The 26,292-nt window shown below is 50.2% G+C and carries 26 protein-coding genes and 4 pseudogenes; 22 read left to right on the top strand and 8 right to left on the bottom strand.

The window, feature by feature from the left end; genetic code table 11:
* The 11 genes and pseudogenes from AC2FAK_RS15360 to AC2FAK_RS15310 form a co-directional block, all read left to right on the top strand.
* Window positions 1–661 (top strand): RHS repeat-associated core domain-containing protein (locus AC2FAK_RS15360; RefSeq protein ID WP_485453299.1); only part of this gene is annotated, 661 nt, incomplete at its 5' end.
* Complete coding sequence (locus AC2FAK_RS15355; RefSeq protein ID WP_095454605.1) at window positions 661–1,350, top strand: ankyrin repeat domain-containing protein; 690 nt, start codon at window positions 661–663, stop codon at window positions 1,348–1,350. The genes AC2FAK_RS15360 and AC2FAK_RS15355, both read left to right, overlap by 1 nt.
* A gap of 99 nt (window positions 1,351–1,449) precedes the next feature.
* Window positions 1,450–1,590, top strand: a pseudogene (locus AC2FAK_RS15350) (RHS repeat-associated core domain-containing protein); the annotation flags it as partial.
* A gap of 9 nt (window positions 1,591–1,599) precedes the next feature.
* Window positions 1,600–2,004 carry a hypothetical protein gene (locus tag AC2FAK_RS15345; protein ID WP_485453298.1) on the top strand — a complete coding sequence of 135 codons (405 nt, stop codon included), beginning with the start codon at window positions 1,600–1,602 and terminating at the stop codon, window positions 2,002–2,004.
* Between the two features lie 481 nt (window positions 2,005–2,485).
* Window positions 2,486–2,902, top strand: a complete 417-nt coding sequence (locus AC2FAK_RS15340; RefSeq protein WP_095454607.1) for a hypothetical protein — start codon at window positions 2,486–2,488, stop codon at window positions 2,900–2,902.
* A gap of 131 nt (window positions 2,903–3,033) precedes the next feature.
* Window positions 3,034–3,744, top strand: a pseudogene (locus tag AC2FAK_RS15335) (RHS repeat domain-containing protein); the annotation flags it as partial.
* 4 nt (window positions 3,745–3,748) lie between these two features.
* A complete protein-coding gene (locus AC2FAK_RS15330; protein WP_095454608.1) occupies window positions 3,749–4,213 on the top strand; it encodes a hypothetical protein in 465 nt (154 codons plus the stop codon).
* An 888-nt stretch (window positions 4,214–5,101) separates the two neighbouring features.
* Window positions 5,102–5,266: pseudogene (locus AC2FAK_RS15325) on the top strand (RHS repeat-associated core domain-containing protein); the annotation flags it as partial.
* Between the two features lie 202 nt (window positions 5,267–5,468).
* Complete coding sequence (locus AC2FAK_RS15320; protein ID WP_170942737.1) at window positions 5,469–5,636, top strand: hypothetical protein; 168 nt, start codon at window positions 5,469–5,471, stop codon at window positions 5,634–5,636.
* A 336-nt stretch (window positions 5,637–5,972) separates the two neighbouring features.
* Window positions 5,973–6,392: pseudogene (locus AC2FAK_RS15315) on the top strand (hypothetical protein); the annotation flags it as partial.
* Window positions 6,393–6,408: 16 nt separating this feature from the next.
* Window positions 6,409–6,801, top strand: coding sequence for a type IV secretion protein Rhs (locus AC2FAK_RS15310; protein ID WP_311379626.1), 393 nt, complete (start codon window positions 6,409–6,411; stop codon window positions 6,799–6,801).
* Between the two features lie 241 nt (window positions 6,802–7,042).
* Here the strand turns inward: AC2FAK_RS15310 and AC2FAK_RS15305 are convergent, their stop codons facing one another.
* From AC2FAK_RS15305 to mntR, 6 genes are all read right to left on the bottom strand, one after another.
* Window positions 7,043–8,089: an aldo/keto reductase gene (locus AC2FAK_RS15305; RefSeq protein WP_095454611.1), complete on the bottom strand. Its 1,047-nt coding sequence runs from the start codon at window positions 8,087–8,089 to the stop codon at window positions 7,043–7,045.
* A 106-nt stretch (window positions 8,090–8,195) separates the two neighbouring features.
* Window positions 8,196–9,719: an efflux transporter outer membrane subunit gene (locus tag AC2FAK_RS15300; protein ID WP_095454612.1), complete on the bottom strand. Its 1,524-nt coding sequence runs from the start codon at window positions 9,717–9,719 to the stop codon at window positions 8,196–8,198.
* Window positions 9,719–11,290 (bottom strand): DHA2 family efflux MFS transporter permease subunit, encoded by a 1,572-nt coding sequence (locus tag AC2FAK_RS15295; RefSeq protein WP_029882858.1) that lies wholly within the window; start codon window positions 11,288–11,290, stop codon window positions 9,719–9,721. Before AC2FAK_RS15295 ends, AC2FAK_RS15300 begins: the two co-directional genes overlap by 1 nt.
* Window positions 11,287–12,381 carry an HlyD family secretion protein gene (locus AC2FAK_RS15290; protein WP_029882857.1) on the bottom strand — a complete coding sequence of 365 codons (1,095 nt, stop codon included), beginning with the start codon at window positions 12,379–12,381 and terminating at the stop codon, window positions 11,287–11,289. The genes AC2FAK_RS15295 and AC2FAK_RS15290 overlap by 4 nt, the downstream gene beginning before the upstream one ends.
* 101 nt (window positions 12,382–12,482) lie before the next feature.
* Complete coding sequence (locus tag AC2FAK_RS15285) at window positions 12,483–13,592, bottom strand: anion transporter (RefSeq protein WP_095454613.1); 1,110 nt, start codon at window positions 13,590–13,592, stop codon at window positions 12,483–12,485.
* Window positions 13,589–14,062 carry a manganese-binding transcriptional regulator MntR gene (gene mntR, locus AC2FAK_RS15280; protein ID WP_062729225.1) on the bottom strand — a complete coding sequence of 158 codons (474 nt, stop codon included), beginning with the start codon at window positions 14,060–14,062 and terminating at the stop codon, window positions 13,589–13,591. Before mntR ends, AC2FAK_RS15285 begins: the two co-directional genes overlap by 4 nt.
* Window positions 14,063–14,245: 183 nt before the next feature.
* Here mntR and mntS point away from each other — a divergent pair, with 183 nt between their 5' ends.
* Window positions 14,246–14,374 (top strand): manganase accumulation protein MntS, encoded by a 129-nt coding sequence (gene mntS / locus AC2FAK_RS15275; RefSeq protein WP_013097458.1) that lies wholly within the window; start codon window positions 14,246–14,248, stop codon window positions 14,372–14,374.
* A gap of 283 nt (window positions 14,375–14,657) precedes the next feature.
* The gene (locus AC2FAK_RS15270) at window positions 14,658–16,241 is read left to right on the top strand and encodes a phosphoethanolamine transferase (RefSeq protein ID WP_023621661.1); all 1,584 of its coding nucleotides are present in this window, start codon (window positions 14,658–14,660) and stop codon (window positions 16,239–16,241) included.
* A gap of 106 nt (window positions 16,242–16,347) precedes the next feature.
* Here the strand turns inward: AC2FAK_RS15270 and ompX are convergent, their stop codons facing one another.
* Window positions 16,348–16,866: an outer membrane protein OmpX gene (ompX, locus tag AC2FAK_RS15265; protein WP_013097460.1), complete on the bottom strand. Its 519-nt coding sequence runs from the start codon at window positions 16,864–16,866 to the stop codon at window positions 16,348–16,350.
* Window positions 16,867–17,220: 354 nt separating this feature from the next.
* On the opposite strand from ompX, the gene rhtA reads away from it, so the two are divergent.
* From rhtA to ybiO, 6 genes are all read left to right on the top strand, one after another.
* A complete protein-coding gene (gene rhtA, locus AC2FAK_RS15260) occupies window positions 17,221–18,108 on the top strand; it encodes a threonine/homoserine exporter RhtA (protein WP_013097462.1) in 888 nt (295 codons plus the stop codon).
* Window positions 18,109–18,407: 299 nt separating this feature from the next.
* Window positions 18,408–18,911, top strand: a complete 504-nt coding sequence (gene dps, locus AC2FAK_RS15255; RefSeq protein WP_013097463.1) for a DNA starvation/stationary phase protection protein Dps — start codon at window positions 18,408–18,410, stop codon at window positions 18,909–18,911.
* 361 nt (window positions 18,912–19,272) lie between these two features.
* Window positions 19,273–20,016 carry a glutamine ABC transporter substrate-binding protein GlnH gene (glnH, locus tag AC2FAK_RS15250; RefSeq protein WP_014831177.1) on the top strand — a complete coding sequence of 248 codons (744 nt, stop codon included), beginning with the start codon at window positions 19,273–19,275 and terminating at the stop codon, window positions 20,014–20,016.
* Between the two features lie 93 nt (window positions 20,017–20,109).
* On the top strand, window positions 20,110–20,769 hold the full coding sequence (gene glnP / locus AC2FAK_RS15245; protein WP_003858462.1) for a glutamine ABC transporter permease GlnP: 660 nt from the start codon (window positions 20,110–20,112) through the stop codon (window positions 20,767–20,769).
* Window positions 20,766–21,488, top strand: a complete 723-nt coding sequence (gene glnQ / locus AC2FAK_RS15240) for a glutamine ABC transporter ATP-binding protein GlnQ (protein WP_013097465.1) — start codon at window positions 20,766–20,768, stop codon at window positions 21,486–21,488. The genes glnP and glnQ overlap by 4 nt, the downstream gene beginning before the upstream one ends.
* A 129-nt stretch (window positions 21,489–21,617) precedes the next feature.
* Window positions 21,618–23,831, top strand: coding sequence for a mechanosensitive channel protein (gene ybiO, locus AC2FAK_RS15235; RefSeq protein ID WP_020684998.1), 2,214 nt, complete (start codon window positions 21,618–21,620; stop codon window positions 23,829–23,831).
* Between the two features lie 45 nt (window positions 23,832–23,876).
* Here ybiO and rlmF read toward each other — a convergent pair whose 3' ends face one another.
* On the bottom strand, window positions 23,877–24,785 hold the full coding sequence (rlmF, locus tag AC2FAK_RS15230; protein ID WP_013097467.1) for a 23S rRNA (adenine(1618)-N(6))-methyltransferase RlmF: 909 nt from the start codon (window positions 24,783–24,785) through the stop codon (window positions 23,877–23,879).
* Window positions 24,786–25,028: 243 nt separating this feature from the next.
* Between rlmF and mcbA the strand changes: the two genes are divergently transcribed.
* The 3 genes from mcbA (at window position 25,029) to ybiJ (ending at window position 26,225) form a co-directional block, all read left to right on the top strand.
* Entirely contained in the window at window positions 25,029–25,295 is a 267-nt protein-coding gene (gene mcbA, locus AC2FAK_RS15225) for a DUF1471 family periplasmic protein McbA (protein ID WP_013097469.1), read from the top strand.
* A gap of 117 nt (window positions 25,296–25,412) precedes the next feature.
* The gene (locus AC2FAK_RS15220; protein ID WP_013097470.1) at window positions 25,413–25,679 is read left to right on the top strand and encodes a DksA/TraR family C4-type zinc finger protein; all 267 of its coding nucleotides are present in this window, start codon (window positions 25,413–25,415) and stop codon (window positions 25,677–25,679) included.
* 285 nt (window positions 25,680–25,964) lie between these two features.
* The gene (gene ybiJ / locus AC2FAK_RS15215; protein ID WP_013097471.1) at window positions 25,965–26,225 is read left to right on the top strand and encodes a DUF1471 family protein YbiJ; all 261 of its coding nucleotides are present in this window, start codon (window positions 25,965–25,967) and stop codon (window positions 26,223–26,225) included.
* Window positions 26,226–26,292 lie beyond the last annotated feature (67 nt).

Genomic DNA, 26,292 nt, shown 5'->3' with positions numbered 1-26,292 from the left:
TGAGACAAACCCGCATGATCTGGCGCAGCTCATCCGCCTGCCGGGTCAGCAGTACGATGAAGAAACGGGGCTGTATTATAACCGTCACCGGTATTACGACCCGCAGCAGGGTCGGTATATTACGCAGGATCCGATTGGGCTGAAGGGGGGATGGAATTTTTATGTATATACATCCAATCCAATAATAGAAATTGATCCTCTTGGATTAGCGGGATGGGATTCGTTAGGTTCCTTTATTAATCAACCTGGGTATAAATCAAAAGTTACAAATGTAGCCCCAGAGGGGACCGATATTACAAAACCAGTTTCGTTAAGGCCTGACGGTTTCCCTTGGGGATATGGTTGCGGAGATGAAAGTACAGATAAATTTGTTCCAGATGGTCTGTATGGTGTTAGTTTTATGCAGGCTTGTAGAAATCATGATATCTGCTATGGAACATCAGGAAGCAGTAAGCAGTCATGTGATACTCATCTTGGAGACGACATAGTGTTGGCATGTAAGAAGATCTGGAAGGATACACTGAGCTCAGATGATATGCTTTATAAATGCTATACTGCTGCAGGTATTTATCAATTAGCAGTGGAAAAAAAAGGTGGCCCCGCTTTCGAAGCGGCTCAACGAGAGGCAGCAAAAAAAACAACAGAGATCGATTCAAAATAATGTATATAAAAAAATTATCGTTAGCCTCCCTAAAAACAGGGATTCTAATTTTCACATTGTTCATTGTTTCCTGCGATGCATATGAGTCTGAAAAAAACCTATCCCTGACATCTGTGGCAAGTTCACCTATGGCGATTAGTAAACTAAAGGAGATGTGGTTTTTTTGTGAAAAATGCTTAAAAGATAACATATGTAAGCCAAAAGAGTTCAACCAATGCTCATCAGTGACAATCAAAGAAAAAAATGAAGCGCTAAGTTTAGCTGTAGGAAGTGCAAATATTGAAGCAGTACACTTTTTAGTTGAAGTAGCTCAAGCAGATGTAAACACTATTACTGGCAGATATAATGAGACACCTTTAATAATTGCTGCATATTATGGAACAGCGAAACATAGAGATATAGCTAACTATTTACTATCTCACGGCGCTGATATTGATGCAATAGCAAAATCACCAATAGACACTGCATTAATTACTGCCATTTGGAAAAATAATATTAAACTTGCAAAATTATTGCTTGAAAAGGGAGCTAATCCTTCGCTTTCTGATGTTGGATTGAAAGAAGGATATGCCTGTAAATATGCTATTCAAAAAAAACAGGCAGAAATTGTGCCATATATACCAAGTTGTTGTTCTTTAATCGAGCAGAATTCGCATTGGGTTACGGATGTAGGTTATTTATGTCCTTAGATAGACATGTTGAGCAGCCAGCGGGATGGATCGATGCCGATAGCTGATCGTATACAACTTGCAGGATGGTATATAATGCTTTTACAAATTACATAATATGGGCTGTATTATAACCGTCACCGGTATTACGACCCGCAGCAGGGTCGGTATATTACGCAGGATCCGATAGGGTTACGTGGCGGATGGAATCTGTATAAATATCCGTTTAATCCCGTTACACATATAGATCCACTAGGGTTAACCACATATATGTGCATGATCCCTCTTCATTCATTAGGTGGTAGTGGAACACGTAGTGGACCTGATATCTGGGGGAACCCGCTTTATCACCAGTACTTATGTGTAGATGATGGTAAAGGGGGATATGTATGTGGTGGGCAGGATAGATCTGGAGGAGCATTTCTTCCCGGTAGCCAAGGGAAAGCAACTAATGATACATGGCCTACGGGTGAAAATGGTACTTGTAAACAAGTGGATGACCAGGAATGCGTAGATGAATGTGTCCAAAATCGGGTAATTAATAAAAAACGACCATGGTATCAAATTCCTTTTGGTACAGATTGCCAGGATTGGTCGGATGAAGTATTAGAAAGTTGCCAAAAATCCTGTCGTACAAACAACCTTCCTATGGGTTGGTTTAATAAATTAGGATGAGTTATGTTAATAATAGGTAAAAACCACATAACAATTACTCTAAAAATTTTCTGGTTATGTATGGTTTTTTTAATTTTGGTAATTACTTTATCGTTTTTTGATGGGCAAAAAAACAGTGATATTGAGGATTTTCTTATTTACTCAATGTTATTATTGACTTTCCCGAGTGGAATAATATTCACAGGGATAGCATTTATTATATTGTATATGCTAACATTCTTTATTGAAGAGATGGTGCTTAATGTTGGTTATATATATTTAACTATTGAATGGCTTTTTTTGGTACTTGTCGGATATATTCAGTGGTTTCTTTTGATACCGATTATTTATAAGAAATACAAAGACTTTAAAAATCATCATGGATAAGGATAATCTGTATCATCCTGACATATTTCAGCAACTCTCAGTGGTGGTCTTGGCGGCGGAGAGTTTACTGGTGTAATCACTTGTCAACAATATACAAAATACATAGTGAATTGATATGAGACTGTATGTTTATTTTTTGATGTTATTAACCTGTAGTATTGTTACATTGGCTGGGTGTAATGATAATGATACTCATGATGCGATCCTTGTGGTTGAGTCATTTCATGAGCTGTTTAATTCTGAGGATTTCAATGGGATTTATACCGATGTGGTTTCAAAAGAATTTAAAGAGTCAATGACGAAATCAGACTACTTTGCACTTATGGAAAAAAACCTCTCTGTACTTGGTGAGTATCAATATGGGCGCTTATTAAAAAGCGACCAAGTGAAACTATTGATAGGGGAAAATAAAATAAACATATCCTATCATTCCACATATGCTAATTATGAATTAAATGAATTATTTGTGATAAAAAAAGAAGGTGGTAGAAACAAAATAACACAAATAGTTATGACGATATTCATGCGATAAAACTTAAAGATAAATAACATAATCTCTGGTTAAGCCATCATCAATACCACCAAAACTGAATGGGACATTTTGACTGATGGCTTTTTCTCGTTAAGATAAAATGTTATATATACATAATGACCATGTGGATTCTGGCGAAGTTCATCCGCCTGCCGGGGCAGCAGTACGATGAAGAAACGGGGCTGTATTATAACCGTCACCGGTATTACGACCCGCAGCAGGGACGGTATATAACGCAGGATCCGATTGGATTACGGGGCGGGTGGAATTTGTATCAGTATCCGTTCAATCCCGTATCGAAAATAGATCCGTTGGGACTGATGGCGTTTGGTGGTGAATTTGGTAAATGGTTGGGTTCCGCAGTAAATGCTGTATCGGAAGGTAATATGTCATATGATGATGTAACGACAGCAATAGACGCAGCTAATGGGCCGACATATTTACCCCCATCGGGCTCTCTTTCTTTTGACGCTGGAGGCTCTTTGGACGTTTTTAGCGGAGGGAGTTTTGCTACAGGAATATCAATTGGGACAAATAACAGAGCAACAGGAAATAGTGATGTTTGTGCGTACTATATTCTTTGCGAACACAGCGGAATAGGATTTGCTGGCGGGTTATCTATATCAGGAACTATTTCTGGTGGAGGTATATCTCCAGATGAAACCAAATCGAAAGGTGTTATATATTCCGGAGGGTTATTGGGTAAGTTTTCTGGTTCAGGAGTAAAGGATTCGGCTGGGAATTATTCAGAGTCACTAAGTGTTGGCCCAGGATTAGGGGTTTTTGGTGGAGAGTTGACGTATTCTCAAGTTTCTCGATGTCTGTCCGAGTTGTTGGGGTAATGAAATGAAAAAAAATAAATATATTTTGATTGCAGTGGCGTTTTTTTTCGCTGTGCTTGTCGCATTTACAGGGAGACTTATAACAACTTCTGTTATACAGGGTGATGCGGAGGTAAGAAACGAAGCTCAACAAAAGGTTGTTTATTTCCAGCATTTGTATAATAAGAATGATTTCTCCACTATATATGCGAATGGGACTGATGATTTTCAAAAAATCACAAGAAGAGAAGATTTTTTCACTTTAATGAAAAGAAAAAAAGAAGTCTTAGGTGATTTCATAAAATCTGAGTTAATATCTAGTAATGTTATTAACTCTAATGTGGTGGTACTTTCTTATCGTTCTACATATACACATTATTCACTAGTAGAGGAATTTACTCTAATGAGAAAGGATGATAGCGATAAATTGCGTTTAGGAACATATTTTATTGATGACGGAGGCAAACGTGGAAAAGTAATAAAACTATAAGAATTTAATTTAGTTGAAATAGAATGAAATCGTAAATGTTATAAATGGAATAGCTCATGAGCAGAAAACCGGCAACAAGACAAGGTGAGGCCCCTGAAGGATGCCTCGTTAGTGCTGAGATCGGCGGAAATCATAATTGGCGCAGCAGTATGACCCGTTACAACACCCCACCGACCACAGGCAAGCAACCGGCTGGCGCAATACCGCCGTGAACAACAGGATGTCACGCTGCAGGAAAACCGCTACCTGTACGACCCGCTGGGACGCCGCGTCAGTAAACAGGTGTGGACCGCAGAGAAAGGTCATTCGCCGGAAGTCACGTGGAACGGCTGGCCGCTCAGATGGAGTCGGTGTACATGCCCCGGAGAAAAATCCAACTGTACCACAGCGATAACCGTGGGCTAACGAATAAACTATTATTTAAAGCAATGGCTATTTGTACTAATAAGGCGTGGAGAGCATCTCCATTTTCATTGAAACCAGGCATGTATGGATATTCATATTAATCATGAAGAATTTGTTGGTGGTTGTATTGACAGGAATAACGATTAGTATTGTATCTGTAGTTTTTTATATGATATTTATTTTATTGTGGGGGGAGATAACTCATTTTGTCTATGTTCGATTACTTTTCACATCAAGTATTGTTGGTGGAGGAATAATTAGTAGTTATTCCATTTATAAAGTTAATAATGGCAACTTGCCTTACAGTATTCTGCATGGCATTTTCACTTCTTTAATTATATTTTTTATAATTGGTTTTATTATTGTAAATATATATGGCTCATAATTCTTTTATAATTTAAAATATGACAGAACTGGCGAAAGCGGAATACTGTACGCTGACGGAAAACTCCAATATCGGATAGCGCGCTGAATATGACTAATGGGCAGCAGAATGATTGGGATACGGGGTTGTGTTATAACCGATATCGATCTTATGACCAACTGCAGGGGCGTTATATAACGCAGGATCCGATAGGGCTGAAGGGGGGATGGAATTTATATCACTATCCTTTGAATCCAATTCAATTTACAGATCCACTAGGTTTGACTCAAATTTGTACAAGACCACTTAAAGGTTCGCGAGGTTTTAGGACAAATGGTATGACAGGCCTCGATCTTGGCATTTTCCATGCACATATATTCTTTGATGATGGTACTGATATCGGCTATGGTGCTGATAGTGGGTTATTTAGTGAACCTAAAACTAATGATTACATCTGTAATAAAGAAAAAATATAACGATAAAGTAATGAAAAAAGCAGTCGAGATAGTCAAAAATGAACCAGATAACTTATTATTTCCACAAGGAAGTAAGCAATATGGAAATGATAACTATGGTTTAATAGTGAATAACTGTCAAGACTTTGTAAGCGCTGTTCTGGATCAGTACCAAAAAATAGAAGGTGCAAACCAATGAGCCGTTTTCTGGTAAGAATTTTTATTGTTGATATATTTATATTATCAATTCAGGCTGCACTGCTAGTTTACCATCCATTTCGCTTGCAGAAAAACTATGTAACATCAGATTTAATTATTCATTTAATGTTTACTATAAAAAATAACACTATTCTATTTCTAAACCCACCCTTATTCATTTTTCTATATTACCCACTATTTTTTTAAAAAATAAAATTAATGGTTTAATGTTAAAATTATTGCTATTAGGGATTTTAAATTTCATTATTTTGTATTGCATTTCTTGGATTGAAATGCTTCTGTTGATAGTCAATGACGTTAAGGTATAGAAGTACTTTTATATCAATTGATATACGACTTATGGCATGATGATTCGTATGGGACTTCATCTATTGATATTACTGACAGTGGAGACTTAATATCATTAGGTGGTCATGCTGGAGTCGGTATCGCTTTTGCTAAAAAGAAAGGTGAAATGTTATCTGATGTTTGTATCTATGCTACGGCATGTGGGCATGCTGGAGTTGGTGGTGGGTTTAATGCGGCTATTACATATTCAGAGTCTTTACCAACATCAGGAGTAAGCAATTCTGTAGGTGTGACGGCTGGAGGGGGATTATTTGGGCATCTTGCGTATACTTACGTTGTTGATGTAGATAATCCAGATTCATCTACAGAATCTGTGGGGGCAGGAGCCGGTGTTGATGCTTCGACTATGGCTCTGGCTTGTAAAACATGGCAGGAATGCTGGGTAAATCAACAGGATAAATATAATGAAATATGTATTATCGCTATTATTTTTATTATGTGGCTGCTCTCCCATAAATACAGACCTCGCTAAACAGTATGTGAGTGTTTTTCATGAGCTATATCAAAACGGAAGGTATTCTGATATATATAAAGGTGCATCACCTGATCTTCAGAAAGCAACTTCCGAAGAAAAGTTCATTAGTATTATGGTAGATGCAAAAGAAAAACACCTTGGATTATTCAAAAAAACAACCATTAAACTTGAGCGAAGCACTCACAGCCTACTTTCAAATAATGAAATATCCTTGGTGTGTTATTCTGAATATTCAAAGAGAATTGTTCAGGAAGTTTTTATATTTGAGATTGAAAATGGAGAAGTAAAATTAAAAAGTTATAGATATGATTCAATTAATTAATGTAGTCATATTGTGAATTTGAAAAAATGAAATTATGTATCAGCCTTAATAACAGCATGGTAACATATGCCCATATGAGCACCTGCCGGGGCAACTGGAGGAGTATCAACAGGACAGGAAAGTTCATCTATACCACTGCGGCGATCGGGGACTGCTGCTGGCGCTGGTCAGCAATGACAGAAAAACTAAATGTAAAGATGATAAACCGGAGCCACAAAGCAGTTCCGGCTATCAAAGCGAATTAAATACTCTGCTGTATTAATTGATTACGACGATATTCCCCCTGCCGCTCCAGCATCCAGCCCGGATATTCGCGCGGCAGTGCGCTGACGGCATCAAGCTGTTTCAGCTCGTCTTCGCTTAAACGGATCCCGGTTGCGGCGATGTTGTCATCCAGTTGATCGACGCGTTTGGCACCAATAATGACGCTGGTCACCACCTTCTGATGCAGCAGCCACGCCAGGGCGATTTGCGCGACGGAGACGCCTTTGCTTTCGGCAATAGTGCGCATCACATCCACACAGTCGAAGGCGCGCTCTTTTTCCACCGGCGGGAAGTCAAACTCCAGACGACGGCCACCGGCTTCACTTTGCCCGTCGCGGCCATATTTCCCGCTCAGCAGGCCACCCGCCAGCGGGCTCCAGACCATCAGCCCGACGCCTTCGCTCTGCATCATTGGTACCAGTTCGCGCTCCAGATCACGTCCGGCGATGGTGTAATAGGCCTGCAGCGATGCGAAACGGGCCAGACCCAGTCGCTCGGAAATGCCCAGCGCTTTGGCGATCTGCCACGCGGCCCAGTTTGAGACACCGATGTAGCGCACGTGCCCATGCTGCACCAGGTTATCCAGGGCATAAAGCGTCTCTTCCATCGGCGTTGCGGGGTCGAAACCGTGAAGCTGGTAGAGATCGATATGGTCGAGCTGCATACGGCGCAGGCTCTCTTTCACGCTGCTGATAATGTGATAGCGTGAGCTGCCGCGTGAGTTCACCCCCGCCGTGCCCGTTTCGCCAAACACTTTGGTGGCAACCACCACGTTTTCGCGCGGAATTTTCAGGTTTTTGAGTGCCTGGCCGGTGATCTCCTCCGAGCGGCCTTCGGAATAGACGTTCGCGGTGTCGATGAAGTTGATCCCGGCATCCAGCGCACGGCCCACCAGCTGCTCGGCTTCACTTTGCTGCAGCTGGCCAATCTTGCCCCACATGCCACCTTCACCGCCGAAGGTCATGGTGCCAAGGCACAGTTCAGAAACAAACAGACCGGTATTGCCCAGTTTTTGATAACGCATAAGATAGTCCTCACATGTCGTTTGATGGGTGCCTGAAAGTTATACCCGCCCCCTGGCCAACGCGAATGTGGCGTTCCTGTCCGTTTCTTGCCCAATCCTCTGAATATTATCCGCGCGGGGCATCGCCAAAAACGGCGTAATCCGGTAACTGCACCTGCTGATAGGGCTCCCAGCCGCCGCCAAGCGCCTTATAGAGCGCCACCAGATCGAGCGCGCTTTGCACCTGCGCCTGGGCACGTTGCTGCTCGGCCTGTGCCAGCTGCCGTTGGGCGTCGAGCACGTCGATAAAGCTGGCAATCCCCTGCCGGTAGCTGTCGCTGGCCAGATCGAAGGCGTTTTGCAGCGCATCGATGGTCTTCGCCAGACCCGCTTCACGCTGCTGATCGGTGCGGTAACTCACCAGCGCATTCTCGACATCCCCCAGCGCGGTCAGTACCGTCTGACGATAATCCAGCACCGCCGTCCCCTGTTGCGCACGCGCCACTTTCACGCTGGAGACCAGTCTTCCGCCCTGGAAGATGGGAATGGAGACCTGCGGACCAAAACTGTAGAAGTGGCTGCTCCAGTCGGTGAGCCAGTTGGATTCGCTGTTACGCAGACCAAACTGCCCGGAAAGGGTAAAACTCGGGAACAGCTCGGCCACCGACACGCCAATTTGCGCTGTGGCGGCATGGAGATTCGCTTCCGCTTCTCGCACGTCCGGACGACGTCGCGCCAGCGTGGATGGAATACCCGTTTGCACGATATCCGGCAGCGCAGGCATCGGCTGGGCGGACTGCAGTTCCGCATCCAACGCCCCCGGCGGCTTGCCGAGCAGGATCGCCAGGCCGTTCATCGCCTGCCGCTCCTGCGCCTGGTATTGCGGCAGTTGTGCTTCAAGGTTGCCCAGTTGCGCCCGCGCATTTTCTACGTCCATCTGCGGAGACAGCCCGCCCCGCTGGCGACTTTCGGTCAGATCCAGCGTTTGCTGCGCACTTTTAATCTGGGTGTTCAGCGTGGTAATAATGCTCTGCGCCCCGCGCAGCTGGAGCCAGGCGCGCGCCACTTCGGCTTCAAGGGAGACCAGCGCGTCGTTACGCTGCTCAATAGCGGCTTTCTGCTGCGCTTCAGCAGCTTCAACCTGACGGCGAACTTTACCCCAGAGGTCAATCTCCCACTGGGCGTCGAAGCTGCCCTGGTAGAGGTTGATCGGCTGCGTCAGCGGTCCTAACGCACCCCTGAGTTCCGGATCGACGTTATCAAGCTGGTCGTAGACCCCATGAGACTTTAGCTCACCTTCCAGGCCGAGCTGCTGGCGCGTCGCCTGCAGATTGCCGTTGACCGACGGATAAAACGCCCCGCCCGCCTGGTTAATCTGTTCGCGCGCGCCAGCGATGCGCAGCACCGTTTGCTGCAGGGACAAATTCCCGGCGATGGCGCGTTCAATCAGACTGTCGAGCTGCGGCGAGCCGAACGTTTTCCACCAGCGCGGGTTAGTCGCAGCGGAGATGGTTTGTGATTTCACCGTGCTGTCGCCTTTATCGTTCCAGTGCGTGACGGCAGGCGGTGCAGGCGGCTGGTAATCCGGCCCCACGGCGCAACCTGCCAGCAGCATCATTATCATCAGGGGATGTAAACGTCTGTGTATCATCAATGTGCTCCTGCACTCCCCTCGCTCTTAACCGGCGAGAGCAACAAACAAAACGGAATCAGGACCAGCGCCACCACGCTCAGAATGGTGAATACGTCGATATAGGCCAGGAAGCGCGACTGCTCAATCATGGTCTGGTACATGCGCCCGGTGGCAATGCCGGTCGGGTCGCCGACCTGAGTGGTAAAGTTCTGGATCGCCTGCGCGCTTTCGCGGATCGCCTGCTGGAACTGCTCGTTAAACGGCGAGGCGTGGTACGCAAGGTGCGCGCTGTGGGCCTGCGAGCGCTCGGTGATGGCCGCCGTGGAAAGCGATATGCCAATCGAGCCCGCAACGTTACGGAACATGGTGAACAGCGCTGCGGCATCCGCGTTCAGCCGCCTTGGGATAGAAATAAACGCAATGGTGGTCAGCGGGACAAACAGGAACCCCAGCCCAATCGACTGGGCGCTGCGGAACAGCACCAGCGTTTCGAAGTCGATATCCGGGGTGAGCGTGCGCGACCAGAAGAACGACACAGCCAGACAGGTAAAGCCAAAGGCGATGATCCAGCGCGTCTGCACCACCGGCATCAGCTTCAGGACCAGCGGGATGGTCAATACAATCAACACTGCGCCGGGCGACAGCACCAGCCCGGACCAGGTGGCGGTATAGCCCAGATCCTGCTGCGCCAGCTGCGGGATCACCACCGAGCTGCCGTAAAGGATCATCGCCATCCCCGCCATCAGCAGGCTGGAGATGGTAAAGTTGCGGTCCTTCATGCAGTGCAGATCAACAACCGGTTTTTTGGCATACATCAGCCAGTAAATGGCGCCAATGATGCCGACCAGCGTTAACACCGCAAAGGTGCGAATAAAGTTCGAGTAGAACCAGTCATCATCCTCGCCCCGGTCGAGCATCACCTGCAGACAGCCGAGGCCAAGCGCGATCAGGCCGATCCCCGTCCAGTCAATAGTCAGCTTCTCTTTGGCTTTACTCTCCCAGGGTGGATCTTCCAGCAGCTGGTAGATCGCCAGCACCGTCACTATCCCCACCGGGATGTTGATAAAGAACACCCAGCGCCAGGAGTAGTTGTCGGTGATCCAGCCCCCGAGCGTCGGGCCGAGTACCGGCGCAACGATAATGGCGATGGAGGAGAGACCAAACGCTTTACCCCTGTCTTCCGGTTTAAAGTAGTCAAGCAGTACCGACTGCTGCGTGGGCTGCAGGCCGCCGCCAAAAAAGCCCTGCATCACGCGGAACAAGATGATTTGCCACAGCTCGGTCGCGATCCCGCACAGGAACGAGCAGACGGTGAACATCACGATGCAAATCAGGAAGAACTGCTTGCGGCCAAACACCCGGCTGAGAAACGCCGAGATGGGCAGGACGATGCCGTTAGCCACCAGGTAGCTGGTTAATACCCAGGTGGACTCGTCATAGCTGGACGAGAGCGAGCCCGCCACGTGCGGCAGCGCCACGTTGACGATGGTGGTGTCGAGGATCTCCATAAACACCGCCAGCGTAACGACAATCGCCACCGCCCACGGATTGCTGGCGGGCTTCCAGTTGTCGTGGCTGTGATCCGTCATTCCACGGTGACCTTCGGTTCTACCGACAGCCCCAGCGGCAGCGGTTTGTTCGGATCCAGCCCTTTATCAATCACAATTTTCACCGGCACGCGCTGGACAATTTTAACAAAGTTGCCGGTGGCGTTTTCCGACGGGAACGCCGAGAAACGCGAGCCGCTGCCCTGCTGGATACTGTCGACATGGCCTTCAAGCGCCATATCTGGCCAGGCATCGACGGAAACCTCCACCTTATCGCCTGGCTTCATGCGCTCAAGCTGAGACTCTTTAAAGTTGGCCACCACCCAGACGTTGGGTGAGACCAGCGAGAACAGCGCCGTGCCCGCCTGTACCAAAGTACCCGGCTGCACGTTGCGCTTAGTGACAAACCCGTCGAACGGGGCGCGAACTTCGGTGTAAGAGAGGTTGAGGTTAGCGGTTTCCAGCTGCGCTTTAGCCTGATCGACCTGGCGCTCACGCGCTTCAACGTTGGTCTCCTGCTGGCGGATTTGCAGCTGTACCTGCTCCGCCACTTCCAGCTGGGCCTGCGCACTTGCCAGAGCGGCCTGTGCACTACGCAGCTGGGCGTTGGCGGAATCAATGCTTTGTTGGGTGGTGGCACGCGGATCGACCCCGCGCTGGCGGCGATACTCCGCCTGCGCGTTGGCGAGGTCTGCCTGCGCTTTCAGCACCTGCGCTTTGGCTTCGTCGCGCTGGGCGGGGTATTGCACTTTCGAGAGCGCCAGCTGTGCCTGGGCCTGATGCAGCTGCGCAATAGCCAGGCCAAGCTGGGCCTGAGCCTGATCGCGCTGGGCGGTGGTATCACGCGGATCGATAACCACCAGCAGATCGCCCTTTTTCACGCGCTGGTTATCACGCACATGTAGCGCCGTGACATAACCCGCCGTTTTAGGGGCAATCGTCACCACATCGCCGTCGGTAAAGGCGTCGTCAGTTGTCTCTTCGTTACGGGTTAAAAACCACCAGACCAGCGCCACGATGACCATCACCACCACGACAATGCCAAGGATAATTAACGGTTTTTTGCCCGGACGCTTACGCTCATTATTGTTTTTGTCCTGCTCGTCAGCAGGCGGGTTTTGTTCTTCAGCCATAGTTCAGCAACGGTCCTGTCAGTGAGCGGCATCACACTATGCCGTTCACTAAAACTAGGACGTTGCTATACGTTTGCCAGGAAAAACTGACAAATTGCGCACTATATGAGAAGGAATAATCCGAAACCGATCGTCGCAGCCCAGAGCAGCATGGGGATCGACCAGAGATGGAAGCGCCACCAGATGCGGCGATCGTTCGCCATCCGCAGGGCAATCAGGTTGGCCAGCGAGCCGGGCAGTAGACCAAACCCGCCGATGTTAACCGCCCAGGCCAGAAGCGTGTCCGGCGGAACGTAGTTGAGCAGTAAAATGGTAGAAGGCACGTTGCTGATGACCTGCGAGAGGCCAATCGCCGTCAGCCACAGCCCCGGTTGCGACAGACCGCTGACGCTATGCAGCACGTGTTGCAGCACCGGGAGCTGGATAAGCAGATGCACGTCGATGAACATCACCATAAAGACCAGCAACAGCGTCCAGTCCACGCTCACCAGCACGCGTCGCGCCAGCACGACAAAACCAGCCGCCACGAGCAGCACGCCCGCCAGTTCATACCGCAGCTCCAGCGCAAACAGAAAGACGATATACAGCCCCAGGCAGCTCCAGACCAGACGAGGCTGCCACTGCGGGCCGGTTGTGCCGCTGTGGTATTGCAGTTTTTTATCCGGGAAGGCAAACCAGCAGACCGCCAGCAGCGACGCCATCATCACCAGCGCCAGCGGCGCCATCTGCCAGGTAAAGGCGGCGAACGATAACCCTGAACGTCCCCAGAGGAGAATGTTTTGCGGGTTGCCGATAGGGGTTAACAGCGAGCCCGCGTTGACGGCCAGCGCTTCAAAGATGATCAGCCGGCTCACCGGGATCTCGCACAGCTTACGCAGGGTGAGCGTCAGCGGCACGATGATAAACAACGCCACATCGTTGGTGAGAAAGGTCGACAGCACCGCGGCGGAGAACACCATAAACAGCGACAGCCTGCGTTCGGTGGCAAACCGGCGCACCATTTTGCGCCCCAGCACGTCAAAGTAGCCGCTCAGCTCCACCCCTTTGGTGAGCATCATTAACCCGCTCAGGGTAATGATGGTGCGCCAGTCAATCGCCGCAGGCCAGGCTTGGGGCGCAAACGGCACAAAAAGGCTTAAACCTGCACCAATAATCAATAAGAGATGAAAGAAGCGATCGCGCGTGAGGGCCTGCAGTCCTGGGATTTTCATTCAGCGGAGGAACCATATTTAAGCGTAAACTCACGAAACTTCACCAGCGTCTCTTCGCTGACGTGGTGTTCCATTCCTTCCGCATCCCGACGGGCAATCTCCGGGCTTACGCCCAGCACCAGCAAGAAGTTCTCCACCAGCTGGTGGCGCTCGCGGCTCTCCTGCGCAAGCTTCTCCCCTTCCGGCGTCAGAAAGACGCCGCGCCACGGGATCATTTCGATTAAGCCGACGGTGGCCAGACGTTTTAACATCTTCGCAACGGTTGGCTGCGAAACCCCCAGCCTGGCCGCCATATCAACCTGACGTGCTTCCCCGACCTCGCGAATCAGATCTGAAATCAGCTCAACATAATCATCAATCAGTTCACGTCGGTGGGCTTCACGCACCTGACGAAAACCTTCGACGTGCTCTTCCACATTCACCAGTTGCGTCGTTTTTCTGATTGTTGGCTTACCTGCGCGACGGTTCATTGTACTTCCTCAGTGGGGTGACGCTTCCAGCGCCCGGTATCGAGAGCGCACATTGTAAACCATACCTCTACAAGCACAAAAAATTAACGAAATAGCCATAGCTATACAATATAGCCTGTGCTATATCTGTATGTAATGCAGTCACCCTTCACGGATCGAAGGGATCAAAAATCAGGAGGTCTTATGAACGAATTCAAGAGGTGTATGACCGTGTTTACTCACTCCCCCTTCAGGGTGCGCTTAATGCTGTTGAACATGCTGTGCGATATGTTTAACAACAAGCCGCATCAGGACGACAAACCTTCCCACTAAGCGGCGTTGCGGTACGCCGCTTCATTTTGCCGTCATATTCCCGCTGTAAACTGGCCTCCGGCCGCCCTATTCCCGGTTTTTTTTACGGATTTGCAATCCTCTTCGCAAAACATCTGCTTAGCAACGGTTGATATTATTTAGCGCTCGCACTATCTTCTTGCAGCCCTGCACAATTTGCGGCTCGCTGAAGCGGACCCTCATTCCCTCTCCACGCACTGTCAGGCAGGTTATGACCCTTGACGCCAGGGTGAGCACATGGCGTTTTTATGCATGATAGTGACCTATGAATTTAACCCTGATAGACACCGTTGTTACCCGCAGTCGGGCCTTAAGTCCGTGGACGGCATTCTACTTTTTACAATCTTTGCTGATTAACTTTGCGCTGGGTTACCCCTTCAGCCTGCTGTATGCCGTTGCGTTTACCTGCATTCTGCATTTGCTGTGGCGTACCGCGCCGCGCGCGCAAAAAACGTTAGTGGGCATCTGCTCCCTGATTGCAGCGCTCTATTTCCCGTTTGGTCAGGCTTACGGTTCGCCAAACTTTAATACCCTGCTGGCGCTGCACTCGACCAACATGGAAGAGTCGACCGAGATCCTGACGATCTTCCCGTGGTACAGCTACGTGGTCGGCCTTTTTATTTTTGCGCTTGGCGTTATAGCGGTGCGTCGTAAACCCGAAGAGAAAAAAGCGTGGGGAAAAATAGAGACGCTGTGTCTGGCATTCAGCGTGGTGACCTTCTTTGTCACCCCCGTGCAAAACCTGGCCTGGGGCGGCGTGTTCAAGCTGAAGGATACCGGCTATCCGGTGTTCCGCTTTGTAAAAGACGTTGTCGTCAATAACCAGGAAGTTCTCGACGAGCAGGCGCGCATGGCTGAGCTCTCCAATATGAAAGACACCTGGAACGTGCTGGCGGTGAAGCCGAAGTACCATACCTATGTGGTCGTCATCGGCGAAAGCGCACGCCGCGATGCGATGGGCGCGTTCGGCGGACACTGGGATAACACGCCGTTCGCCAGCGCCGTCAACGGTACCCTGTTTACCGATTATATTGCGGCCAGCGGCTCGACGCAGAAATCGCTCGGCCTGACCCTGAACCGCGTTGTCGACGGCAAACCACAGTATCAGGATAACTTTGTCACGCTGGCAAACCGTGCCGGTTTTCAGACGTGGTGGTTCTCTAATCAGGGGCAAATTGGCGAATACGATACCGCCATTGCCAGCATCGCGAAGCGTGCCGATGAAGTGCAGTTCCTGAAAAACGGTGATTTTGAAGCCGATAAAAATACCAAAGACGAAGCATTGCTCAAGATGACGGCGCAGGTTTTTGCCACGCAGCGCACGCAGCCACAACTGATCGTCCTGCACCTGATGGGTTCGCACCCTCAGGCCTGTGACCGCACGCAGGGGAAATACGCCGAGTTTGTGCAATCTAAAGAGACCTCTTGCTATCTCTATACCATGACGCAAACCGACGAACTGCTCAGCAAGCTGTACGATCAGCTACGTAATACGGGTGAGAGTTTCTCGATGGTTTATTTCTCGGATCACGGTCTGGCGTTTAAAGAGCGCGGTAAAGAGGTGCAGTATCTGGCGCACGACGATAAATTCCAGCAGAACTTCCAGGTACCGTTTATGGTGCTGTCGAGTGATGACAAGAAGCATCGTATTATCACCGCGCGCCGCTCGGCCAATGATTTCCTGACGTTCTTCTCGCAGTGGACGGGGATTTCAGCAGAGCAGATCAAAAATGCTTACCCGTTTATCTCAAACAAGAAAGCTCCCCCAGTGTACGTTACCAACTTCAAGTTACAGAAAGTTGACTATAACCATTTGGGTACGGATATTTTCGATATAAAGAGTAAGTAAGCTGTGCGGTCTGATGCCCTCACCCTGGCCCTCTCCCACGGGAGAGGGAAAAAGGTTAAAAAAAATCCGCCACATGGGCGGATTTTTTACTGGCTCACCGAAGTGATTAGAAGCGGTAACCTACGCCCGCGATCCAGGTGCCAACGTCAACGTTGCGGATACGGCTCTGCTCATAGGAGAAGTCCAGAGCAACGTCTTCGATTGGGTTGAACTGCAGACCCGCGCCATAGGAGAAGCCGTAGTCGCTGTTGCTTGCAGTGCGGTTCAGACCCTGGTTTTCGGTCTGCTGGAATTTACCGTAGCCAACACCTACAACACCGTAGATGCTTGCCCAGTCGTTGATACGGTATGCTGGACCAGCGGTGATGCCGTAGTACTGGCCTTTGTTGTATGCGCCGTTTTCAGAACGATCTTTCTCGGTGTAGGTGAAAGAACCGATCACGCCCAGTGGGTTGTTATCCTGCTCGTAACGATACTTCAGGTTGAAACCGTTAGCTTTGTTCATTACGCCCTGCATATCGCTCTGAGCGTAACCACCGGTAACAGTGGAAGTAGCAGCTACAGCGGTACCTGCGGAAACAGCCAGTACAGCGGCCAGTGCTGAAAGACATGCAATTTTTTTCATAACCACCTCAAATGTGCTTCAAGTAAATCCGTAAGTTTTAAATATATCAAAAAAATTTGCGAAACTCTTTGTGATTCGTGATGTCTAACGGGACCTTTCCTGTAACAGAACGTTTCCAGCATCAGTTATCTTGTTCAAATCACAAAGGATTTCTGTTGCTAAATACTCATACTGCGCGTCAACGCCGTTACATTCATCCAGATTATTCCTAATCTGACAGGCGATAAAACCAGCAACGCTTATCCATTTTACGGATTTTCCCTGGTTTTTTTTCAACAGTAGCTCAACCGTTGCGCCATATTTCAATTACACTGCGGCTTTTACCCTATTTGACAAAAATTGACAGGAGAAAGGATGCCAGGGATATCCCGCACGTCATCGGTCTGGATGCCGGTTGCTGTAATTCTGATTGCGATGCTGTCTATACAGAGTGGCGCGTCCCTCGCGAAATCGCTCTTTCCACTGGTAGGCGCACCGGGCGTCACTGCCCTGCGTATCGCTTTGGGTACCCTGATCCTCGTGGTCATTTTTAAACCCTGGCGGTTGCGCGTCAAAAAAGAGCAGCGCCTCCCGCTGCTTTTCTACGGGCTGGCGCTGGGGGCCATGAACTATATGTTCTATCTCTCCATCCAGACCATTCCGCTGGGGATTGCCGTCGCGCTGGAATTTACCGGCCCGCTGGCGGTGGCCCTTTTCTCCTCCCGACGGCCTGTCGATTTTATCTGGGTGGTGTTAGCGGTTCTGGGATTGTGGTTCCTCTTACCGCTTGGCCAGAGCGTCTCTGAAATCGACCTGACGGGTGCCGCGCTGGCTCTGGGTGCCGGTGCCTGCTGGGCAGTGTATATCCTCACGGGTCAGCGCGCCGGCGAAGAGCACGGCCCGGCGACCGTGGCGCTGGGCTCGCTCATTGCCGCCATCATCTTTGTTCCGCTGGGTATGGCTCAGGCGACAGACTCTATCTGGCAGTGGTCAGTAATGCCGGTGGGTTTTGCTGTCGCCATCCTCTCAACGGCTCTGCCTTATTCACTGGAGATGATTGCCCTCACGCGGCTGCCGACGCGCATCTTCGGTACCCTGATGAGCATGGAGCCTGCACTGGCCGCCATCTCCGGTATGGTATTCCTCGGGGAAACCCTCACCTTTACCCAGACGCTGGCGCTGTGCTCCATTATTGCGGCGTCGATGGGGTCAACGCTCACCATGCGCCCTGAGCCAAAAGTTGAGAAAGTGGACATCCGCTAATACCGTATATTCTGCATGGCCTCGGTGCCATGCAGAATAAAGGCCAGTTCTGTATTATTTATAATTTCTTACATTCTTCGTCATCGAAAAGTCATATTTCTCTCGCCCTTAATGGGAAATAGAGAATTAAGATTGATCTGTGTCAATTTTAAAAAATACCATATTGTTCAACCAGTTAATAATTCAACTCTCTTCTTGCTATTAAACCAATAGGCACAGCCAAACCGCAGGTAAAAAATCCGGTGCTATACTTAGTTCCGTAATTACCTGGGACATAAACATCAAGAGGATATGAGATTATGAGTACCGCTAAACTGGTGAAAACGAAAGCGTCTAATCTGCTTTATACCCGTAACGATGTATCGGACAGCGACAAAAAAGCAACGATTGAGTTGCTCAATCGCCAGGTGATCCAGTTCATCGATCTTTCGCTGATCACCAAACAGGCCCACTGGAATATGCGCGGTGCAAACTTTATTGCCGTTCATGAAATGCTGGATGGCTTCCGCACAGCACTGGTCACCCACCTGGATACCATGGCCGAACGTGCCGTGCAGTTAGGCGGTGTGGCGCTGGGTACCACGCAGGTGATTAACAGCAAAACGCCACTGAAAAGCTATCCGCTGGATATTCACACCGTTCAGGATCACCTGAAAGAGCTGGCAGACCGTTATGCGATTGTGGCTAACGACGTGCGTAAAGCGATTAGCCAGGCAAAAGACGAAGATACTGCGGACATCTTCACCGCCGCATCTCGCGACCTCGATCAGTTCCTGTGGTTTATCGAATCTAACATCGAATAATCCATATGAATTTTCTATCAAACCCTCGCCTCCGGTGAGGGTTTTGCACATTTGTGGTGCACACTTTTCCCCTGAGACGCTGCAAAAGTGAAGAAAATGTAATAATCACCTCACACAACCGTTAATGGAAGATTGTTTTTTCGTCATTATTTGCGCTAAATATCTCCCCGTCAGTTGAGCCAAACGACACGCACCAAAACGGTGCTTCATCTTGGTGCAATCAGACATCATTGCCACGTTTATTGTGCAATGCATGACATCCTCCCCTTTGCAAAACAACAGCTTGTAAAGTTGGCACGATTTTTTCATTGTGCCAGTCGTTCTCGCAGGGGATCGCCCCGTGGATATAAAAGGAAATGCTATGAAGTCTGTATTAAAAGTTTCACTGGCTGCACTTACCCTGGCTTTTGCGGTCTCTTCTCAGGCCGCCGACAAACTGGTTGTGGCAACCGACACGGCGTTCGTTCCGTTTGAATTCAAACAGGGTGATAAATACGTTGGTTTTGATGTGGATCTGTGGGCCGCAATCGCAAAAGAACTCAAACTGGATTACACCCTGAAGCCAATGGACTTCAGCGGTATTATCCCGGCACTGCAAACCAAAAACGTTGACCTGGCACTGGCAGGCATCACCATTACTGAAGAGCGTAAAAAAGCGATCGACTTCTCTGACGGCTACTACAAAAGCGGCCTGCTGGTGATGGTGAAAGCTGACAATAACGATGTAAAAAGCGTGAAAGATCTCGACGGTAAAGTGGTGGCGGTGAAGAGCGGCACTGGCTCCGTAGATTACGCGAAAGCGAATATCAAAACGAAAGATCTGCGCCAGTTCCCGAATATCGATAACGCCTATATGGAACTCGGCACCAACCGTGCTGACGCAGTTCTGCACGATACCCCGAACATCCTGTACTTCATCAAAACCGCGGGCAACGGCAAGTTCAAAGCAGTCGGTGATTCTCTGGAAGCACAGCAGTACGGTATTGCCTTCCCGAAAGGCAGCGACGACCTGCGTACGAAAGTTAACGGCGCGCTGAAAACCCTGAAAGAGAACGGCACGTATAACGAAATCTACAAAAAATGGTTCGGTACCGAGCCTAAATAATTTTACCTGAATTCAGGTTTGTAACGCCCGGTGACGCTCACGCTTACCGGGCCTACGTTTTTCGTTTTTCACCACGGTATACAGGAATACATCATGCAGTTTGACTGGAGCGCCATCTGGCCTGCCATTCCTCTCTTGCTTGAAGGCGCTAAAATGACCCTGTGGATTTCGGTCCTCGGTCTGGTTGGCGGGTTGATTATCGGTCTTGTCGCCGGTTTCGCCCGCACCTACGGTGGCTGGATTGCAAACCACATCGCACTGGTTTTCATCGAAGTGATCCGCGGCACGCCTATTGTCGTACAGGTCATGTTCATCTACTTCGCCCTGCCAATGGCCTTCACCGACCTGCGCATCGACCCGTTCAGCGCCGCCGTCGTGACCATTATGATCAACTCAGGTGCCTACATCGCGGAAATTACGCGCGGTGCGGTGCTGTCGATTCATAAAGGCTTCAGTGAAGCGGGTCTGGCGTTAGGTCTTTCGCGTCGCGAAACCATCCGTCACGTAATTCTGCCTCTGGCGCTGCGCCGCATGCTGCCGCCGCTGGGCAACCAGTGGATCATCAGTATCAAAGACACGTCGCTGTTCATCGTTATCGGCGTTGCTGAACTGACCCGCCAGGGCCAGGAGATCATTGCTGGCAACTTCCGTGCGCTGGAAATCTGGAGTGCGGTAGCCGTTGTCTACCTGATTATCACTCTGGTTCTGAGCTTCGTTCTGCGTCGTCTTGAAAGAAGGATGAAAATCCTGTGATTGAATTTAAAAACGTATCCAAGCACTTTGGTCCAACCCAGGTGCTGCACAATATCGATCTGAGCATCAAACAGGGTGAAGTGGTTGTCATTATCGGGCCCTCTGGCTCCGGTAAATCCACGCTGCTGCGCTGCATCAATAAGCTGGAAGAGATCACCAGTGGCGATCTGATCGTCGATGGTCTGAAGGTAAATGATCCAAAAGTGGATGACCGTCTGATTCGTCAGGAAGCGGGCATGGTGTTCCAGCAGTTTTACCTGTTCCCGCACCTGACGGCGCTGGAAAACGTGATGTTTGGCCCGCTGCGCGTACGCGGTGCCAACAAAGCGGCGGCGGAAGCGCTGGCTAAAGATCTGCTGGCGAAAGTGGGCCTCGCAGAACGTGCTCACCACTACCCTTCTGAACTTTCCGGTGGACAACAGCAGCGTGTGGCTATCGCCCGCGCGCTGGCGGTTAAACCGAAAATGATGCTGTTTGATGAGCCAACCTCCGCACTCGACCCGGAGCTGCGCCACGAGGTGCTGAAAGTCATGCAGGATCTGGCCGAAGAGGGCATGACGATGGTGATCGTGACCCACGAAATCGGCTTCGCCGAGAAAGTAGCGTCCCGCCTTATCTTCATTGATAAAGGCCGTATCGCAGAAGACGGTAACCCGCAGGCGCTGATTGCAAACCCGCCAAGCCAGCGTTTGCAGGAGTTCCTGCAGCACGTCTCCTGATTGCCAGACCTCTGAAATACAAAGCCGGGCATGCCCGGCTTTTTTACGCCAGATTGTTCCCAAAACACGCCCTCCGCTCCCTGCCCTCTATACTTATCATTTTGTTCGACATTTTCACCGGAGGGCACCGTGCCGTGGATCCTGCTGTTGTTGCTTAGCTTGTTTAGTGCGCCATCGATAGCCGTTGCTATCCCCGGCGTCACCACCGGAACGTCCACTGCGCAGCAAAAAACGCCTCCACCGGAACCGGATGCAGAAGAGAAAAAAGCCGCCTACAGTGCGCTTGCCGATGTGCTGGAAAACGACACCTCCCGACAAGAGTTAGTCGATCAGCTGAGAAAAATTGCCGCCACACCGCCCCAGGAGCCCGTTCCAACCATCACCCCGCCGCCGGTAGAAGAGCAAAAAACGGTGCTGGAAAATGTGACTGAGGTTAGCCGCCACTATGCCGATGCCCTCTCCTCGCGCTTTGCCCAGCTCTATCGCAACCTGATGGGCTCTTCGCACAAGCCCTTTAACCCCCGGACGTTTACCGCGGCTGCCACGCAATTTTTATTGCTGGCGTCCGCCGTCTTCATTTTTTACTGGCTGGTGCGCCTGTGTGCGTGGCCTCTGTACCGAAAAATGGGGCAATGGGGTCGCAAGAAGAATCAGCAGAAAAGCAGCTGGTTGCATCTACCGCTGATGATCGCCGCCGCGTTTATCATTGATTTACTGCTGCTGGCGCTGACGTTGTTTACAGGGCAATTGCTGGCCGACAGGCTGAATACCGGCAACAAAACTATCGCCTTCCAGCAGGCGCTGTTTCTGAATGCCTTCGCCGTAATTGAGTTCTTTAAGGCGCTGCTGCGGCTGATATTTTGCCCACGCGTGCCGGATCTTCGCCCTTTCACTATTCGGGATAGCAGCGCCAGATACTGGGCGCTGCGTCTGAGCGTGCTCAGCGGGTTGATTGGTTATGGTCTGCTGGTTGCCGTGCCAATCATCTCCAACCAGGTGAATGTCCAGTCTGGTGCGCTGGCGAATGTGCTGATTATGATCTGCATTACCGTCTGGGCGCTCTACCTCATCTTCCATAACAAAAAGACGATCACCGAGAGCTTGCTGCATCTGGCCGACCGTTCCCTTTCGTTCTTTAGCCTCTTTATTCGCGCTTTTGCCCTGGTGTGGCACTGGCTGGCCAGCGCTTACTTCATTGTGCTGTGCTTCTTCTCGCTGTTCGATCCCGGCAACAGCCTGAAATTTATGATGGGAGCCACGTTTAAAAGCCTGGCCATTATTGGCGTCGCGGCCTTTGTTTCCGGCCTGCTCTCTCGCTGGCTATCGAAAACCATTACCTTGTCTGCGCAGGTCCAGCGCAATTACCCGGAGCTGCAAAAACGGGTGAACGGCTGGCTCTCGGTTTCACTGAAGGTGGCGCGCATTCTCACCGTCTGTGTGGCGATTATGCTGTTGCTCAATGCCTGGGGACTGTTCGATTTCTGGAACTGGCTGCACAACGGCGCGGGGGAAAAGACCGTTGATATTTTAATTCGTATCGCGCTGATCCTGTTCTTCTCTGCCGTAGGCTGGACGCTGCTGGCCAGCCTGATTGAGAACCGCCTGGTCTCTGACATTCACGGCAGGCCGCTGCCAAGCGCGCGTGCCCGCACCTTGCTCACCCTGTTCCGCAACGCGCTGGCGGTTATCATCAGTACCATCACGATTATGATTGTGCTTTCGGAAATCGGCGTGAATATCGCGCCACTGCTGGCCGGTGCGGGTGCGCTGGGTCTGGCTATCTCCTTCGGCTCGCAGACGCTGGTGAAGGACATTATCACAGGTATCTTTATTCAGTTTGAAAACGGCATGAACACCGGGGATCTGGTGACCATCGGGCCGCTGACCGGCACCGTTGAGCGAATGTCGATTCGATCCGTCGGCGTGCGCCAGGACACCGGGGCGTACCACATTATTCCGTGGTCATCGATTACCACCTTCGCCAACTTCGTCCGGGGTATTGGCTCGGTGGTGGCAAATTACGATGTCGATCGTCATGAAGATGCCGATAAAGCCAAGCAGGCGCTGCGGGATGCGGTAGATGAGATGATGGCCATGGAGGATATTCGCGGCCTGGTGATTGGCGAGCCGTCGTTTGCCGGTATTGTCGGGCTGACCAACACCGCCTTTACCCTGCGCGTGTCGTTCACCACCCAGCCGCTCAAACAGTGGACGGTACGTTTTGCCCTCGACAGCATGGTGAAAAAACACTTTGATCTGGCGGATGTGCGTATGCCGGTGCAGACGTATCAGGTGCTGCCGCCGCCCGCCTCGCCGCTCCCTCCGCAGGAGCCGACGCTGTAACCGAGCCGGGTGGCGGCTTCGCCTTACCCGGCTTACGACGGCGTGCTATTTGCGACGTTTGTTATCGTCCATAAACGTCCAGGCAATAAAGCGGCTCTGTTTTTGTCCTTGCGCCATCTCTTTTTTCACCACCTTCACGGCACCGGCTTCGGTCAGCGCGCGGTAGAGCGGCGGCAGGTTATCGCCGCGCGAAACCAGCGTGGTAAACCATTTCACCTGGCGGGCAAACTGTTTACTTTCCGCGATCATGCGCAGGATAAACGCCACCTCGCCCCCTTCGCACCACAGCTCCTGCTGCTGGCCGCCGAAGTTGAGCGCGCCATCTTCAGCCTGACCCAGATTGCGACGCTTACGTTCGCTCCCGGCCCGGGCGGCAGCCGCTGAATCATGGAATGGCGGGTTGCAGAGGGTGGCGTCGTAGTGCTCGTTCTTGTGGATAATGCCGTTGAAAATAGAGGCGGCATCTTTCTGACGGCGTAAGCGAATAGACCGACTTAAGCCAGGATTGGCATTAATGATCGCCTGCGCGCTGGCAAACGCCTCAGCGCCAATTTCGCTCCCGGTAAAGCGCCAGTGATATTCATGCACCCCGATCAGCGGATAAATCAGGTTCGCGCCGGTTCCAATATCCAGAACCGTGGCCTGCTGAGGAATAACGCCGCCACGATCGTCAGCCAGAAGATCGGCAAGATAGTGGAGATAGTCGGCACGCCCCGGCACGGGCGGGCAGAGAAAGCCTTCCGGGATATCCCAGTGCGTAACGCCGTAAAAATGCGCCAGCAGGGCTTTATTCAGCATTTTTACCGCCTGCGGGTCGGCAAAGTTGACCGAAGGCTCACCGGCTGGGGTCTGCACGATGTAGTCCTGCAGCGGAGGGCAGCTCTGGCATAACGCCTTCATGTCATAGCGGCTGCGGTGGCGATTTCGCGGGTGTAATCCCGGCTTGGAAGTCATGGCATTCTCCTTTAAACAGCGGCGTAAGATACCCTGTGCGGGAGCAACGGTAAATATCTCTCTGCTGTGCGCAAAAAAACGCCATAAATCAGTGACCTTTATGTCGCTGATCTGTCAGCGAATTGTCAATTTATATCGTTCAAAAAATAAGCAGATCATCATCAAATTTTTGCGCTAAATCACACTCGTCAGGCTTCTAAACTTAAAGGGAATCACCTGTTGTTTCCCCCTGAGGATGTGATTATGAAAAAATACCTGACTCTTGTTGTTATCGCTGGCGCGCTGGCGAGTGCGTCATTTTCTGCCATGGCCGTTCAGTCACTGACCGAAAGTACCGATACCAGCCAGCTGCGCCCTGCAGGCACCGTCTCGGTAAGTCGTGCAAGTAACCTTGACGATCTGCAAAACAAGCTGGCCGAAAAAGCGCGCGAAGAAGGTGCGAAAGGCTTCGTGGTGAATTCCGCCGGCGGCGATAACCATATGTATGGCACAGCAACCATCTATAAATAAGTTCCCCTTCCGAGAACCACTGCATCTGGCTGACAGATGCAGTTCTCAACTCCCGTCTTGACTGTACGTTTTTTGACCCCATATGAATAAGATACACACCGAACGTGAGGATAAGCCATGGCTTCCGGATGGGCGAATGATGACGCCGTTAACGAACAGATCAACAGTACCATTGAAGATGCTGTTGCCCGTGCTCGCGGTGAAATTCCGCGCGGGGAAAGTTTAACGGAATGTGAAGAGTGCGGAGAAACGATTCCGGAAGCGCGCCGTAAAGCCATGCCCGGCGTACGGTTATGCGTCTCCTGCCAGCAGAATAAAGATTCAAAAAACAAATCACATTCAGGATATAATCGCAGAGGATCGAAAGACAGCCAGTTACGTTGACTTTCCTTTACCGAAGTTCACCGCGCAAGCGATTTCCTTTACGCTCACGATTTTTTAACAGGCGCGTAGCAAAATGTGCCATGAATCATGCGTCTGTAAACCGGAGCGACAAGAACTGTAAATTGCCCTTCTGAATTTATTAATATTCAATAAGTTATTTGTCATTCAATTTTTTTGAGCAACCACGTCAATTCTCTTCGATTTTATCTGCCGAAAAAAAACGTGATACTTATCACATCGACGGAACATCGTCCCCTTAACAGAAAAACCTGCGAGAGATTAATTATGAAAACCATCAAATATGCTGTTGCTGCTGTTGCCCTGTCCGCTCTGTCTTTTGGCGCTTTCGCTGTAGAGCCCGTTTCTTCTGCTCAGGCACAGAACATGAATAAAGTAGGTGTGGTGAGTGCTGATGGCGCAACCACGCTGGACGGTCTGGAAGCCAAACTGGCTGAGAAAGCGGCAGCGGCCGGTGCAAGCGGATACACCATTACCTCCGCTAACGGCAATAACAAGCTGAGCGGCACTGCGGTTATCTACAAATAATCGACTGAATTAATGCTCCACCCTCACCGTACCCTCTGGTGAGCTGCTCCAACCCTCATTGACCCTG

The sequence above is a fragment of the Enterobacter cloacae complex sp. 394F7 genome (assembly GCF_057320385.1).
The sequence above is the reverse complement of the archived record's forward strand: the minus strand, read 5'-3'. Positions and strand labels throughout refer to the sequence as shown.

Excerpts from the sequence above, each read along its gene's own strand:
- AC2FAK_RS15355 (WP_095454605.1), top strand. The coding sequence starts at position 661 with ATGTATATAAAAAAATTATCGTTAGCCTCCCTAAAAACAGGGATTCTA.
- AC2FAK_RS15345 (WP_485453298.1), top strand. The coding sequence starts at position 1,600 with ATGTGCATGATCCCTCTTCATTCATTAGGTGGTAGTGGAACACGTAGT.
- AC2FAK_RS15340 (WP_095454607.1), top strand. The coding sequence starts at position 2,486 with ATGAGACTGTATGTTTATTTTTTGATGTTATTAACCTGTAGTATTGTT.
- AC2FAK_RS15330 (WP_095454608.1), top strand. The coding sequence starts at position 3,749 with ATGAAAAAAAATAAATATATTTTGATTGCAGTGGCGTTTTTTTTCGCT.
- AC2FAK_RS15320 (WP_170942737.1), top strand. The coding sequence starts at position 5,469 with ATGAAAAAAGCAGTCGAGATAGTCAAAAATGAACCAGATAACTTATTA.
- AC2FAK_RS15310 (WP_311379626.1), top strand. The coding sequence starts at position 6,409 with ATGAAATATGTATTATCGCTATTATTTTTATTATGTGGCTGCTCTCCC.
- AC2FAK_RS15305 (WP_095454611.1), bottom strand. The coding sequence starts at position 8,089 with ATGCGTTATCAAAAACTGGGCAATACCGGTCTGTTTGTTTCTGAACTG.
- AC2FAK_RS15300 (WP_095454612.1), bottom strand. The coding sequence starts at position 9,719 with ATGATACACAGACGTTTACATCCCCTGATGATAATGATGCTGCTGGCA.
- AC2FAK_RS15295 (WP_029882858.1), bottom strand. The coding sequence starts at position 11,290 with ATGACGGATCACAGCCACGACAACTGGAAGCCCGCCAGCAATCCGTGG.
- AC2FAK_RS15290 (WP_029882857.1), bottom strand. The coding sequence starts at position 12,381 with ATGGCTGAAGAACAAAACCCGCCTGCTGACGAGCAGGACAAAAACAAT.
- AC2FAK_RS15285 (WP_095454613.1), bottom strand. The coding sequence starts at position 13,592 with ATGAAAATCCCAGGACTGCAGGCCCTCACGCGCGATCGCTTCTTTCAT.
- mntR (WP_062729225.1), bottom strand. The coding sequence starts at position 14,062 with ATGAACCGTCGCGCAGGTAAGCCAACAATCAGAAAAACGACGCAACTG.
- mntS (WP_013097458.1), top strand. The coding sequence starts at position 14,246 with ATGAACGAATTCAAGAGGTGTATGACCGTGTTTACTCACTCCCCCTTC.
- AC2FAK_RS15270 (WP_023621661.1), top strand. The coding sequence starts at position 14,658 with ATGAATTTAACCCTGATAGACACCGTTGTTACCCGCAGTCGGGCCTTA.
- ompX (WP_013097460.1), bottom strand. The coding sequence starts at position 16,866 with ATGAAAAAAATTGCATGTCTTTCAGCACTGGCCGCTGTACTGGCTGTT.
- rhtA (WP_013097462.1), top strand. The coding sequence starts at position 17,221 with ATGCCAGGGATATCCCGCACGTCATCGGTCTGGATGCCGGTTGCTGTA.
- dps (WP_013097463.1), top strand. The coding sequence starts at position 18,408 with ATGAGTACCGCTAAACTGGTGAAAACGAAAGCGTCTAATCTGCTTTAT.
- glnH (WP_014831177.1), top strand. The coding sequence starts at position 19,273 with ATGAAGTCTGTATTAAAAGTTTCACTGGCTGCACTTACCCTGGCTTTT.
- glnP (WP_003858462.1), top strand. The coding sequence starts at position 20,110 with ATGCAGTTTGACTGGAGCGCCATCTGGCCTGCCATTCCTCTCTTGCTT.
- rlmF (WP_013097467.1), bottom strand. The coding sequence starts at position 24,785 with ATGACTTCCAAGCCGGGATTACACCCGCGAAATCGCCACCGCAGCCGC.
- mcbA (WP_013097469.1), top strand. The coding sequence starts at position 25,029 with ATGAAAAAATACCTGACTCTTGTTGTTATCGCTGGCGCGCTGGCGAGT.
- AC2FAK_RS15220 (WP_013097470.1), top strand. The coding sequence starts at position 25,413 with ATGGCTTCCGGATGGGCGAATGATGACGCCGTTAACGAACAGATCAAC.
- ybiJ (WP_013097471.1), top strand. The coding sequence starts at position 25,965 with ATGAAAACCATCAAATATGCTGTTGCTGCTGTTGCCCTGTCCGCTCTG.